The organism is Chromatiales bacterium (genome assembly GCA_020445605.1).
GTDB lineage: Bacteria > Pseudomonadota > Gammaproteobacteria > JAGRGH01 > JAGRGH01 > JAGRGH01.
On record JAGRGH010000030.1, the window covers coordinates 1 to 12,439 of the forward strand.

Here is a 12,439-nt window from a genome sequence, read left to right on the forward strand (position 1 = left end):
AGCACGATCTTGAGCAACACCCGCGGATCATAGGCCGGGCGGCCGCCGTCATCGTTGCGGTACCTTGCATCGAGCTGCGCAAGATCGAGCTCGTGGTCGACCAGCCAGGCCAGCGAATACTCGAAACTGCCCGGGAGAATCTGCCGCTCGAACGACACCGGGATCATCTTCATCTGCCCTTAGTCGTAATCCTTGTATCTGGCCATTCACCCGATCATCGAATCGCTGATTTTTATGGCCTGATTTTACCAGTCCAGGGGTTTTCCGACAGCCTCAACGCCCAGCTGAGGGGCGCTGAGGTCGACAGACCGAAGCGTCACTCTCGAGCGGCTTGTTAGGGGCCGCTTACCAACTCAACCAACTTTATGAGCAAAAGACAGGTAGAAACGGCTAACGAGAAGATAGAAACGGCAAGTACACGAAGATTTTGTTTTCTGCCATATACGATATCGACGTATTTCCCCGTATCCTCTATACCTCGTATTTTTTCAATGTGCGTAGTGCAAAACATTGATGTGCGTATACCCTTATTAAGGATGCACCTTCTGTTCTGAAAGAAATAGCAAGTATTACATCGCAATTTTCAAGTTCTCCCTATTGAGAAGGGTTCCGGTTGGAAAGCGCCTCATCCCAAGCTCGCTTAACCTCTCTTCAAGTTTATGCGTTGTAATCTTATAGCTTTCAGTTGATTTTCTCGGGTTTTTATAAACAGGGAATATCGCCCTCAAAACCATCAAAAATTCTTCTTCAGTAACCGACGGATGCACGTCTTTGTAAAGAACGCGAAATAATTCAAACAGCTTTTCGCCATCCCGAAAAGTACGTTGTCTCCCTTTCGGAATAAGACGCAGCCCCATGGCAGTTATATCAAAGATAATGCTTTTCGGTATTAACTCATCATCGATATTCATAGAAACCTCCGAATGCTTGGGCCTGGTTTTCCGAATTTGTCAGGATAACATTCCCATGATGGATCAAACTCAACCATCTCTAGGTATTTGTCGCCTTTCATTGTGATTTTGTATTCTGTTTCCAGCATTACGTGACGCGCGCCTTTCAGACTTTCGTTGCTGCGAATAGGCACTATCAGCCTATGAGTCCGATCTTCCATGACTGAAAGGGACCGTAATACGCTGTCTTTCACATGGCCATGCTGTTCCAATATTTTGATCGCTTCGTTATCGATGACTCCTACATACTTGACCATCTCAAGCACGTTGTAATGCAAAGAGCATTTATTGCCGTCTTTGCTAACGCTATACTTCTCATTCAAATTAAAAAGCCTGTAGTTCGACTGATCGCCGCCTTCGTCAATCGAAAATAATGACAATATTGCCTCTCGCGGGACTATGTACTTTGTTTCACCGTCCTCGATTCGAGTTTCTAGTTCTTTTGCATGAGTGAATATATACCTGAGAACAGCTTCAGCGATATCAAACACTTCTCGATTGTTCCCGTTTGTAATTTCCGTCATGAACGTTAGGAGCCTCCCGGTAAATGGAAACTCAAATCGGGCCAACTGCTCGAGATTTTTTATTCCATATTGTTTTCTCAATATGCGGCAAATTGCAGAGTCCCTTCTAAACAGGCGCTTGATGTAGGTGTGAAATGGGGCTTCCGCGCTTTCTTTAATTAACGGGGCCAGCCGTTTATAAAGTATCTTTCTTATCGCTAGTGGCCCGAGGTCAATTCTTTTTGTGTTTCTCACTATATCCCGATACAAGACATCATTCTCAGTTCTAATTTTGTACTCCAATAGAGGACGAACCGACAAGACAAACGAAATTTTCGGCGAAGCCACTAAATTGTGAATCGCAAGCAAGAATTCGAGCCAAAAGTCATCAGCGTAATCCAGGTCATCAACAAGCAACAAAAGACACTTATGATTCTCGTTTGCATCGTATTCGCCAAAATGTTCAGATATTTTGATAAGGTTGTAGTCAATTGTGCCTGCTTCCTTGGGCTTTTCCATAGTGTTCAATGGAAATTTTACAGCGCTGAAATAGCCATCTATTTTGTCAATGAAGTTTATTAGTGCAGCGTCCCTACTTACGGAACCTTTCCGAAAATCTATAAATATTGGGTAAACGTATTTATGAAGCTCATGGTTTTCATTTAGAAAGATCTTGTATAAGAAAGAGCTCTTGCCTATCCCTGCCTCGCCGACTATTAAGTAGTTCCGCCCGGTCTTGCAAAACACATCCAATGATTCGCAAAACTGATCAGTTTCGTTTGATCGTCCGTAGAAAAGCTCTGCAAATACATCTTTGTCTAATTCCCGAAGCGCAATTAGATCGCTAAATATTGCGCTTCTGATGCACTCATTCCATGCAGTTAATTCAGCGTCTGTACATTCGCTCAAATGAGCCAATTTCGCCTCGTCTTCCACCAGCCGTTCCTCTTTCATGGTTTTTGTTCCCCCCTAACGATTGGAGCTAAATCGCATTGGCGTAGCAACGCGTAGCCAATGTCGGTTTGAGCGACTTGTTCGATGCGAGGCGCCACCGGATAACCGCAATGAAATGCCTGGCTTTCCGCTGATGGCCTCGGCCTGCTGACACTTTATATCTGCTGTTCGGATTGTGTCGCGGTGCTGCGACTGCGAGGGATTCTCTGCCGTGAGTCCTTAGGGTTATCCGGCTGAACGAGTTAGCCGTGTAACCCGTGCGGCTCACGGTAACATATGACCCCATCGCTCGCGGTCGGGCTTGTTCTTTTCCGACGTCAGCCATTTCGCTTGTGCTCGTAGTCCTTTGCTGCTCTTTAAACATTGCCTTTTTCTATTGTTTTTTGCGGCTTAATGCATCGAACAGGTGATTATGCAGCTGGCACAATATCGGCAATATTGTGCCGGCACAATATTGGTAATATGCGGCCAAATGCACTATTCTTGTTCGTCATTGGTGGCGTGGGCAGCATGGAGCGACCCAGATGGACAAACGCAGTTCGGACGACCCTCGGGTCGAGCGGTTTTGGGATCAATATCATCAGGTGCTGTCGCGCTTTCGGGTCCCCGAAAAGGCCAGGCCCTGGTACCAACGACACGTCGAGGCGTTCAGGGCGGATCACCCCGGCGAGAGGTTGCACGCCCACACGCCAGAATCGGTTCAGCGCTGGCTTGAATCGCAAGGCCGGAACCCGGCATTGGAGGGCTGGCAGTTTCGGCAAAAGGCGGATGCCCTGCGACTGCTGTTCGCCCACCATCTGCAATTTGAGTGGGCCAAGGCCTTCGACTGGGCGCGTTGGCTGGATGGATCGATGCCCCTGGAGCGGGATCACGCCACGGTGGCCCGAACCTACGCTCAGATCGACGCGGCGGTCGCCAATGCTGACAACCTTCTGGACGCGCACCACCCGGGCGTGTACCGGAAATTTCTGTCCATCATGCGAATTGCGGGCTACGCCGCCAACACCGAGAAAAGCTATCTGGGCTGGATCAATCGGTTTGTTCGCTTCCAACACAATCGCCTCCCTTCAAAATCCGGCGAACCGGAAGTAGCTGCCTTTCTAGAACATCTTGCGTTGCAACGCAAGGTATCCAGCGGCACCCAGAGCCAGGCGCTCAATGCCCTGGTGTTTCTGTATGTCAAGGTGATCGAGGAACCCCTGGGCCAGATCGGGCCCTACCAGCGGCCGAACAAGCCCAGGCGACTGCCCACCGTGCTGAGCCCCGGCGAAATCGAGGCGGTCTTTGCGGCATTGAGTCCGCACAACAGCCTGATGGTCAAGCTGATGTACGGTACGGGTATGCGGGTGATGGAGTGTGTGCGTCTGCGAATTCTGGATGTCGATTTCGACTATCGTCAGATCCTGGTCAGAGGCGCCAAGGGCAACAAGGACAGGTCCGTCCCACTGCCGCGCCTGTTGGAAGCGGGCTTGAGGAAACAGATGCAGTTGGTGCGTGAACAGCATAAAAAAGTTCTGGCGGCCGGGTTCGGCTCGGTGTTTCTTCCGGACGCGTTGGCAAGGAAGTTTCGCAATGCCGACAAGGAGTATCGCTGGCAGTACCTGTTTCCGGCGAGCCGGGTTGCACAGGACCCGAGGACGGGCGTGCCACGCCGTCACCATATTCACCAGACGGTGGTTCAGAAGTCCATCCGTCAGGCCGCGCGCAGGGCGGGGCTGACCAAGCGCGTCACCAGCCATACCCTGCGGCACTCCTTTGCCACGCACCTGCTGAAAAGCGGATCGGACATCCGAACGGTGCAGAAACTGCTCGGTCACGCAGATGTGTCCACGACCATGATCTACACCCATGTCGCGGGGCTCGGTGGGCAGGCTGTCGCCAGCCCATTGGATCAACTGCGAGCCGGGTCGGCCGAGAGCAAGCAGTGCTGATCAAGTCCGCGCGAGGCGCGCCGTATCAATGCGGCGATCTGCGTTGGTCCAGCCTGCGCACGAATTCGCAATGGAATTCTGAGGGACCGACCAGGGTTTCGATCCGCTAATACCGGCTGCGCAGTTCAAGCGCGTTGCCCTTGTGTTCCATATCCACATTGCGCAGGAACGATGCGCCGAGCAGCACTTCCTCTGGGCTCGTGCCCGGCATGACGACGGCGGTGACGTTGCGCTGGGTGATGGGGCCAACGCGTACTTCGTTGAGCTGGATCTTGTAGCCGACGACGGTGCCGGAAGCGGTGCCGATCAGGCTCTGCTCGCCTTTCACCCGAAAATCGATTCCCAGTCGGCGCGCTTCGTGTTCGTTCATTGCGATGGACGTTGCACCCGTATCCAGCATCAGGTTCACGAGGCGGCCGTTGATGGTGCCGTGGGTGCGAAACATGCCGCTGGCGTCGCGATACAGCGTGGTGCTCTGTTGCTCGGGCGTTGCGAAGCTGCCGCCGATGTGGCCGCCCAGTGCAAGCTCGCGAGACTGGCCGTCGAATTCGACCACGGCGCGTTCGCTGGTCGAGGACACGAGGCGCACGCCTTCGGGCGAGGTTTCGCCCGCACGCAACAGTCGGCGCTCGCCGTCAATCTTCAGCAAGGCGCGATTGTTGAACAGCGCGACGGCATCCACGCGCTCGACCGCCTGCGCGCTCGTGGCGATCAGCGTCAGGGCGAAAAGCAGTGTTTGCAGTCGATTCATCGCGGCGGCTCCATGCGCATTCGTGGCAATCATCGCGCAGGGCGCCAGCCCTTACAACTCAGAGCCAGGGCTGTGCGAGCGTCAGAATCACGATCGCATACAGCGCGGCCGCAAGATCGTCCAGCAGGATGCCAAGCCCGCCGTGCACGCGCTGGTCCAGTGTGCGGACCGGCCAGGGCTTGGCGATGTCGAACAGGCGAAACAGCACGAAGGCCAGACCATATCCGGCCCAGTTCGGCGGTGTGAATAGCAGCACCAGCCACATCGCGGCGATCTCGTCCCAGACGATCGCCGGGTGATCGTGCACGCCAAGACGCTTCGCGCAGTGCCCGCAAATCCACGGACCGGTTGCGATGGCCGCAAGCGTCATCGCGATCTGAACGCCGAAACCGAGCGGCACGGTCAGCAGCCAGAGTCCGAGCGCGGCCAGCGTGCCCATGGTCCCCGGTGCCCAGGGAGACAGCCCGCTGCCGAAACCCAGCGCCAGAAAACAGCCTGGATTCGCGAGGTGTGAGACAGAGACGCGCGTACTCATGCTTCGCGAAAGTGGTCGTAGCCGCCGGCGGGCTGGTCGAGTTCGGAACCGTCGGCCAGGATCCAGCGCAGGCCCGGCGCGCGTTCGATCCAGCCGATCCAGCGCACCGGAACACCGGCCGTGACGGCGAGTGCGTCGAGTTCGCCCTGGCGCCGTTCCGGGATGGTGAAGCCGAGTTCGTAGTCGTCGCCGGCCGCGAGCGGCAGATGCCAGTCGCCGGTCTCGCGCACGTATTCGGCGACGGTCTCGGACATCGGCACGCGCTCGACCTCGATCCGCGCCCCGCAACCACTCGCGGTGAGGATGTGGCCAAGGTCCGAGCCCAATCCATCGGAGATATCAATCGCGCTGGTGGCGAGTCTTCGCAACTCGCGGCCAAGCGCCAATCGCGGCTGCGGCCGGTCGAGTCGTTCCCGCAGCGCGGGCAGTGCTTCGAGCCGAACGTAAAGGCCCTGCTGGGCGAGCAGTGCCAGGCCGGCGGCACCCAGTTCGCCGCTCACGCAGACGAGGTCGCCGGGCGTTGCGCCGTCGCGGCGTAGCGCCTCGCCAGCCGGAACGAAGCCTGCGAGCTGCACGGTGATCGAACGCGGGCCGCGCGTGGTGTCGCCGCCGACCAGCGCAACGCCTTGTGCGCTGGCGAGCGCGCAGAAGCCTTGCGCGAATTCGCGCAGCCAGCTTTCGTCGGCGTTCGGCACAGTGAGTGCCAGCGTCGCCCAGGCAGGTTCGGCGCCCATCGCGGCGAGGTCGCTGAGATTGACCGCAAGCGATTTGTGACCGAGCGAGCGTGGATCGGCGCCGGCGACGAAATGCACGCCTTCAACCAGCGTATCCGTCGTGATCGCGAGTTCCATGCCCGGCGGTGGCGCGAGCAGGGCGGCATCGTCGCCAATGCCCAGGGTGACGTCGGGGCGCGTGGCGCCGCAGCGCCGGAAGAAGCGTTCGATCAGATCGAACTCGCTCAGTGGCCTGTCCCGCGAATGACGTCTCACCAAGCGATTGCGAGCGCCATCAGCGCGCGGCGCGTTCCGGCCCGTGCAGTTCGCGCGCGATGCGGTCTAGTACGCCGTTGACGAAGCGATGACCGTCCTCGGCACCGTACTGTTTTGCGAGTTCGATCATCTCGTTCAGCACGACGCGGTACGGCACTTCCGGGTGGTACTTGAGTTCGCAGGCGCCGAGCCGGAGCAGGGCGCGTTCGATCGGGTCGATCTCGGCGTTCGCGCGCGACAGGTGCGGCGCGGCGAGGGTGTCGAGTTCGGTGACGTGGTTGATGGTGTCCAGCAGCAGGGTGCGGAAGTACTGCTTGTCGATCGCGCCGGGCTTCAACTGCTGCGCGAGGACGTTCTGTTCCACCGAGTCGATGTCATTCGCGCTCAGGGCCCACTCGTACAGGCCCTGCAGTGCGCAGGCGCGGGCGCGTGATCGGGAGCGGCTCATGGATTGAACCTCTGATCAATCCGTCCCGGATTGACAGATCGACGAAAACGAAAAAGCGCGGTTTTTCGCTTTCTGCATTTTCAACGGCTTGCGCGCGCTGAAAATGGAGACACTTCCCTGTGTCGCCGCAATTTCTTCACGAATCCGACATTTTTCCGCAGACGGAGTGTGCGAGCAGCCAGCGTGAGCGCTACATGCGGGGCGCATCAGGGCAGCTGACGCATGACGTTCAACATCTCGATTGCACTGAGCGCGGCCTCGGCGCCCTTGTTGCCGGCCTTGGTGCCGGCACGCTCGATCGCCTGATCGATGGTATCGACGGTCAACACACCGAACGCGACCGGCTTGCTGCGCTTGATCATCGCCTGACCGATGCCCTTCGTGCATTCGCCGGCGACGTACTCGAAATGCGGCGTGCCACCGCGAATCACGCAGCCCAGTGCGATGACGGCATCGACATCGTCGGCGGCCGCCATGCGATCCACGGCCAGCGGCAGTTCGAACGCACCCGGAACGCGCACCACGGTCAGTTGCTTCTCGTCCACGCCGTGGCGGCGCAGGGTATCGAGCGCGCCCTCGAGCAGGCGCTCGACGATGAAGTCGTTGAACCGCGCGACGACCAGCGCGAAGCGCGCGTCGCCGTCGGGTTGCAGGCTGCCCTCGATCATTTTGATTTTCATAACGAAACCTGTTTATAAAACATGTGCTTATGCGCGATAGTTTAGCCTGAATCCGGGAAATATCGCTAGCCGAGGTTTGCAAATACTTCGCTGGCGGCATCCAGCGAGTCTTCGATGTCCTGCTCGGTGTGTGCGGCCGAGACGAAGCCGGCCTCGTAGGCCGACGGTGCGAGGTACACGCCGCGCTCGAGCATGCCGTGAAAGAAGCGCTTGAAGCGATCCTGATCGCAGGCCGTGGCACCGGCGAAATTGGTCACGGTTTCGGCGTCGGTGAAGAACAGGCCGAACATGCCGCCGACCCGGTTCGCCGTCATCGGGATGCCGGCGGTGCGCGCGCGCTCGAGCATGCCGTCGACGAACAGCGCGGTCTTCGCCCGCAGCGCGTCGTAGAAGCCGGGCTCGGCGACCTTGCGCAGCGTGGCGAGGCCCGCCGCCATCGCAACCGGATTGCCGCTCAGCGTGCCGGCCTGATAGACCGGACCGAGCGGGGCGATCTTTTCCATGATCGCGCGCTTGCCGCCGAACGCGCCCACCGGCATGCCGCCGCCGATGACCTTGCCGAGCGTGGTCAGGTCCGGCGTGATGCCATAGTGGGCCTGCGCACCGCCGAGTTCGACCCGAAAGCCCGTCATGACTTCATCGAAAATCAGCACGGCGCCATGCTGGTCGCAGCACTCACGCAGGGTTTCGAGGAAGCCCGGCACCGGCGGGATGCAGTTCATGTTGCCGGCGACCGGCTCGACGATGATGCAGGCGATCTCGGCGCCGATCTTTTCGAAGGTTTCGCGCACCTGCGCGCTGTCGTTGTAGGTCAGCGTGATCGTCGATTCGGCGAGCGCGGCCGGTACGCCCGGCGAGGACGGCACGCCAAGCGTCAACGCGCCGGAGCCGGCCTTCACCAGCAGGGAATCGGAATGGCCGTGGTAACAGCCCTCGAACTTCACGATGCGATCTCGACCCGTTGCACCACGCGCAAGCCGGATGGCGCTCATGGTCGCCTCGGTGCCGGAACTCACCATGCGCACCAGTTCAATGGATGGCACGAGTTCGCACACCAGCCGCGCCATGTCGGTTTCACTCGCGGTCGGTGCTCCGAAACTCAGGCCGTTCTTCGCGGCGTTCTGCACGGCGGCGATGACGTCCGGATGCGCGTGGCCCAGCACCATGGGGCCCCACGAGCCGACGTAGTCGATGAACCGGTTGTCATCCGCGTCGATCAGGTACGCGCCACTGGCACGCGCGATGAACCGTGGCGTGCCGCCAACACCGCGAAAGGCGCGCACGGGCGAATTCACGCCGCCCGGGATGAATTGTTGGGCGAAGGCAAACAGGCGTTCGGATTCAGTCATCGTCAGATTCGGCTTGGTTTGTTCATGAACGGCGCGCGGTGAATGCGCGAACCAGGCGGGCGGCCGTCTGCGCGGGGTCCGCGGCGGCGTAGAAGGCGCTGCTCACGGCCACGGCGCCGGCTCCGGCCGCGATCAGGACCGGGGCATTGTCCGGGGTTATCCCACCGATCGCAACGATGGGCAGGGCGACGCGCGCGCGGGCCTGTTCGAGCAGCTCGGGTGTGGCGCGCACTGCGCCGGGCTTGGTTGGCGAGGGAAAAAAACTGCCAAACGCGACGTAGTCCGCGCCGGCGGCCTGCGCCGCCAACGCCCGGTCGAGCGTGTTGTAGCAGGACGCGCCGATCAGCGCCTGCGGCCCGAGCCGGTCGCGCGCCGTGGCAATGCCGGCGTCTTCGCGGCCCAGATGAACGCCGTCGGCCGCAACTGCGCGCGCGAGCTCGATGTCGTCGTTGACGATCAGCAGTGCGGCATAGCGATCACAGAGCGTGCGCAGTGCGGTTGCGGCGTTTGCACGCGCCGTGGCGGAAGCGATCTTCGCGCGCAGCTGAACGATGCGGGCACCGGCGGCGAGGCCGGCCTCGGTCACCGCCAGCAACGCGGCCGGATCATCGTCCGGTTCCGGCGTGACCAGGTACAGGCCCGAGATGTGCGCTCGTTTGGGCATGCCTCATCGTCCGGCGCAGGGACGCGGCATGCAACTGTCGATCGGCTCAGGGCGTCACTACGGACCGCCCCGGGGTGGTCGGCAGGCGGGGCATGGTGATTTCCGGAAACGGTCCCGTCAGGGCATTCAGAAACGCGACCACATCGGCGACCTGACTGTCAGTCACGGTCTTGGCGAGCTGCGACGGCGCCATGGCCCGTACGGCTTCATCGAGTGTGCGGACCTTGCCGTTGTGGAAGTACGGCGCGGTCAGCGCGACGTTGCGCAGGGTCGGCACGCGGTATTTGTGCCGATCCTCCTCGCGGCCGGTCACGGCAAACCGTCCCGCGTCGTCACGCAGATTGTATTTCGCGACATACGGACTGTCGTGGAACGGGAACGAGATGAAAAAGCCCGTGCCGTCGGCCATGGTCGGACCATTGAACGCCGGTCCGCGATGGCAGGCGACACAACCGAGTTGCTCGAAGGTCTGCATGCCGCGGACCTGCTGATCGGTCAGCGCGCTCTTGTCGCCGCGAACATAGCGGTCGTATGCGGAGTCCGGCGTGATCAGCGTGCGCTCGAATGCCGCGACGGCCTTTGCTGCGTTTTGCACGGTGACCGGATTGTCGCCGGGAAACTCGCGTTCGAACTGTTCGACATAACCCGGTATGTCGCGCACGCGTGCGATGGCGGTGTCGAGATCCTTCATGCCCATCTCGACGGATGCGACGACCGGACCCTTGGCCTGATCCTCGAGATTCTTCGCACGCCCGTCCCAGAACTGCACGCTGTGAAACGCGGCATTCCACACGGTTGGCGCATTGCGCGGGCCTGTGAGGCCGTGCACGCCCATGGAGGTTTCGCGGCTGTCGTCGCCGCCCGCTGCCAGGTTGTGGCAGGAGTTGCACGAGACCGTGCCGGTGGCCGAAAACCGCGGATCAAAGTACAGCTGTTTGCCGAGTTCGATCTTGCCCGGCGTCTGCGGATTGTCGGCCGGCGCCGGGGCCACCCGCGGCAGGGCCTGCCAGTCGTAGGCGAGGGCTGGTCCGGGTGCGGCGAACAGCACGCACCCGAACCAGATCGCCGGCGCCAGGCGCGGAACCGGGCGCGCACAACGCGCCCGTAAACCGGATTCACGCCTCATCGCTGCGGTCCCTGTTGGCTCAGATATTCATCGAGACCGTTTCGTTTTCCATCTCGATCACCGGGATCTTCACCGCGCCCGCGCCGAGGATCACGTCGGCCACGTGCTGCGAATACGACCGGTAATTCAGACGCACCTGCGCGTTGACCTGCTTGGCGCCGCCGGGTGCCGCGAACGTGTAGAACGAGGTCGCATGGCCCTTCGGCGGGATCGAGGTGTCGCGGACGAAGCGCGAAACTTCCCACGGGAAGTGGGTGACTTCGCCCTTGTCGTTGACGGCGACCGCATTGAAGATCGTGTCGCGGTCGTGATCGAGTTCGCCGTGACTGTCGAGGTGGCCGCTCTTGTAGAGCACCTTGCCGCTGTCGTCGGTCACCGTGACCTCGAGCCAGATCTCGCGGACATCGGTGAGGCTGGTCGGCAGGTTGTGACCGGCGCCGGTGTTGGTGACCTGCACGCGCAGATCGTAAAGCCCGTCGTCACGCTTGGCGATCTTCAGATCCAGCTCGGCGGCACTTTGCAGGCGTTTGCGCGCAGCGGCGGCATGCTCGGAGTTTCCGCCACCCATGAGTTCGGTCACCACCGCGTTGCCACCGACGAAACTGTGATCGTGCACGACATCACGCTGCGTTGCCGCACCCATGCCGGCAAAACCGCCGAGGTTCTCGCCCTCGAGATCCTCCGGCCGCTTGAGTTCCTTCGCGACACGAACCGCGGTTTCGACCGGGTTCATGTGGCAGTCCTGGCAGACGATGTTTTCACGCGCATACACCGAGTACTTCCACTCGTCATAGGTGCGCTCGATCGGGAAGCCGTTCGTCGGATGGAAGATGTTGTGGCAGTTGCCGCAGAAATCCGCCTGCTTGTGCAGCGGCGAATAGACCGTTGCGTGATACGGCGAGCGGGCGTCCTCGAGCGGGCCGCGCTTCGGGCCGCCGGGTCCCATCGGGTCGATTTCGAACGAGGCGTTGCCATGCTCGAGCGTCGCGGTGTCGAGATAGTTCGTGCGCGTGATCGTGTGGCAGACGTCACAGGAAACGCCCTTCTCGGCCAGCGGGCCGGCGGTGAACTTGTCGTTCTCCTTGTCGTGCACGATGCTGCCGGTCAGCACACCGATCGGCGAGTGGCAGGCGCCGCAATGATTCATGAGCGCGCCATCGGTCGCCTTCTCGGCCATGGACCAGAGCTTCTGGAACACCGGGTCCTTGAACGAGTTGGAGTGCATCGAGCCGTTCCAGCCCTTGTACTGGCGCGGATGGCAGCCACCGCAGACCGCCGGGTCTTCCCAGTCGGATTCCTTGAGTTTGCGGTCGCCGGGCACGGTCATGTAGGACGGTGCGTACTGGAATTCCTTGTCGCCAGTGGGCTGCATGTGCTTGGGCATTTCGCCCATGACCTTCGCGCCGTGGTGCATCATCGCGCCCATCGCGTCTAACGGTGAGGGGGGTGAGGCGAGGGCGGTGGCCGAGCCGGCCAGCGTCACGGCCAAAATCAGACTGCGTGCGGTTGCGATCACGATCGGGTTACCTCCGGGGGGTTGCGCAGCGCCCGGCCATGCC

12 protein-coding genes are annotated in these 12,439 nt (G+C 60.2%); 1 reads left to right on the plus strand and 11 read right to left on the minus strand.

Translation table 11 applies throughout. The features are described from left to right. Positions 1–569: 569 nt before the first annotated feature. A complete protein-coding gene (locus tag KDG50_04690) occupies positions 570–911 on the minus strand; it encodes a hypothetical protein (protein ID MCB1864702.1) in 342 nt (113 codons plus the stop codon). Beyond that, entirely contained in the window at positions 908–2,407 is a 1,500-nt protein-coding gene (locus tag KDG50_04695; GenBank protein MCB1864703.1) for an ATP-binding protein, read from the minus strand. The genes KDG50_04690 and KDG50_04695 overlap by 4 nt, the downstream gene beginning before the upstream one ends. A gap of 524 nt (positions 2,408–2,931) precedes the next feature. Here KDG50_04695 and KDG50_04700 point away from each other — a divergent pair. Further along, on the plus strand, positions 2,932–4,338 hold the full coding sequence (locus KDG50_04700) for an integron integrase (GenBank protein MCB1864704.1): 1,407 nt from the start codon (positions 2,932–2,934) through the stop codon (positions 4,336–4,338). Positions 4,339–4,444: 106 nt separating this feature from the next. Here the strand turns inward: KDG50_04700 and KDG50_04705 are convergent, their stop codons facing one another. The 9 genes from KDG50_04705 to KDG50_04745 all read right to left on the minus strand — a co-directional run bounded on the left by KDG50_04705 (position 4,445) and on the right by KDG50_04745 (position 12,396). Beyond that, the gene (locus KDG50_04705) at positions 4,445–5,089 is read right to left on the minus strand and encodes a TIGR02281 family clan AA aspartic protease (GenBank protein ID MCB1864705.1); all 645 of its coding nucleotides are present in this window, start codon (positions 5,087–5,089) and stop codon (positions 4,445–4,447) included. Between the two features lie 58 nt (positions 5,090–5,147). Beyond that, positions 5,148–5,624 carry a phosphatidylglycerophosphatase A gene (locus KDG50_04710; GenBank protein MCB1864706.1) on the minus strand — a complete coding sequence of 159 codons (477 nt, stop codon included), beginning with the start codon at positions 5,622–5,624 and terminating at the stop codon, positions 5,148–5,150. Next, entirely contained in the window at positions 5,621–6,586 is a 966-nt protein-coding gene (gene thiL, locus KDG50_04715) for a thiamine-phosphate kinase (GenBank protein ID MCB1864707.1), read from the minus strand. The genes KDG50_04710 and thiL overlap by 4 nt, the downstream gene beginning before the upstream one ends. 46 nt (positions 6,587–6,632) lie before the next feature. Continuing rightward, positions 6,633–7,061, minus strand: coding sequence for a transcription antitermination factor NusB (nusB, locus tag KDG50_04720; GenBank protein MCB1864708.1), 429 nt, complete (start codon positions 7,059–7,061; stop codon positions 6,633–6,635). Between the two features lie 206 nt (positions 7,062–7,267). Then, positions 7,268–7,741, minus strand: coding sequence for a 6,7-dimethyl-8-ribityllumazine synthase (gene ribE / locus KDG50_04725; protein ID MCB1864709.1), 474 nt, complete (start codon positions 7,739–7,741; stop codon positions 7,268–7,270). 65 nt (positions 7,742–7,806) lie between these two features. Beyond that, positions 7,807–9,090 carry a glutamate-1-semialdehyde 2,1-aminomutase gene (gene hemL / locus KDG50_04730; protein MCB1864710.1) on the minus strand — a complete coding sequence of 428 codons (1,284 nt, stop codon included), beginning with the start codon at positions 9,088–9,090 and terminating at the stop codon, positions 7,807–7,809. A gap of 22 nt (positions 9,091–9,112) precedes the next feature. Further along, the gene (locus tag KDG50_04735) at positions 9,113–9,754 is read right to left on the minus strand and encodes a thiamine phosphate synthase (GenBank protein ID MCB1864711.1); all 642 of its coding nucleotides are present in this window, start codon (positions 9,752–9,754) and stop codon (positions 9,113–9,115) included. Positions 9,755–9,800: 46 nt separating this feature from the next. Continuing rightward, on the minus strand, positions 9,801–10,880 hold the full coding sequence (locus tag KDG50_04740; protein MCB1864712.1) for a cytochrome-c peroxidase: 1,080 nt from the start codon (positions 10,878–10,880) through the stop codon (positions 9,801–9,803). 19 nt (positions 10,881–10,899) lie between these two features. After that, entirely contained in the window at positions 10,900–12,396 is a 1,497-nt protein-coding gene (locus KDG50_04745) for a cytochrome c family protein (GenBank protein ID MCB1864713.1), read from the minus strand. Positions 12,397–12,439 lie beyond the last annotated feature (43 nt).

Bases quoted from the DNA above. Each gene is read 5' to 3' on its own strand.
- KDG50_04695 (MCB1864703.1), bottom strand. From the start codon at position 2,407: ATGAAAGAGGAACGGCTGGTGGAAGACGAGGCGAAATTGGCTCATTTG.
- KDG50_04705 (MCB1864705.1), bottom strand. From the start codon at position 5,089: ATGAATCGACTGCAAACACTGCTTTTCGCCCTGACGCTGATCGCCACG.
- KDG50_04740 (MCB1864712.1), bottom strand. From the start codon at position 10,880: ATGAGGCGTGAATCCGGTTTACGGGCGCGTTGTGCGCGCCCGGTTCCG.
- hemL (MCB1864710.1), bottom strand. From the start codon at position 9,090: ATGACTGAATCCGAACGCCTGTTTGCCTTCGCCCAACAATTCATCCCG.
- KDG50_04735 (MCB1864711.1), bottom strand. From the start codon at position 9,754: ATGCCCAAACGAGCGCACATCTCGGGCCTGTACCTGGTCACGCCGGAA.
- KDG50_04700 (MCB1864704.1), top strand. From the start codon at position 2,932: ATGGACAAACGCAGTTCGGACGACCCTCGGGTCGAGCGGTTTTGGGAT.
- nusB (MCB1864708.1), bottom strand. From the start codon at position 7,061: ATGAGCCGCTCCCGATCACGCGCCCGCGCCTGCGCACTGCAGGGCCTG.
- KDG50_04690 (MCB1864702.1), bottom strand. From the start codon at position 911: ATGAATATCGATGATGAGTTAATACCGAAAAGCATTATCTTTGATATA.
- ribE (MCB1864709.1), bottom strand. From the start codon at position 7,741: ATGAAAATCAAAATGATCGAGGGCAGCCTGCAACCCGACGGCGACGCG.
- KDG50_04710 (MCB1864706.1), bottom strand. From the start codon at position 5,624: ATGAGTACGCGCGTCTCTGTCTCACACCTCGCGAATCCAGGCTGTTTT.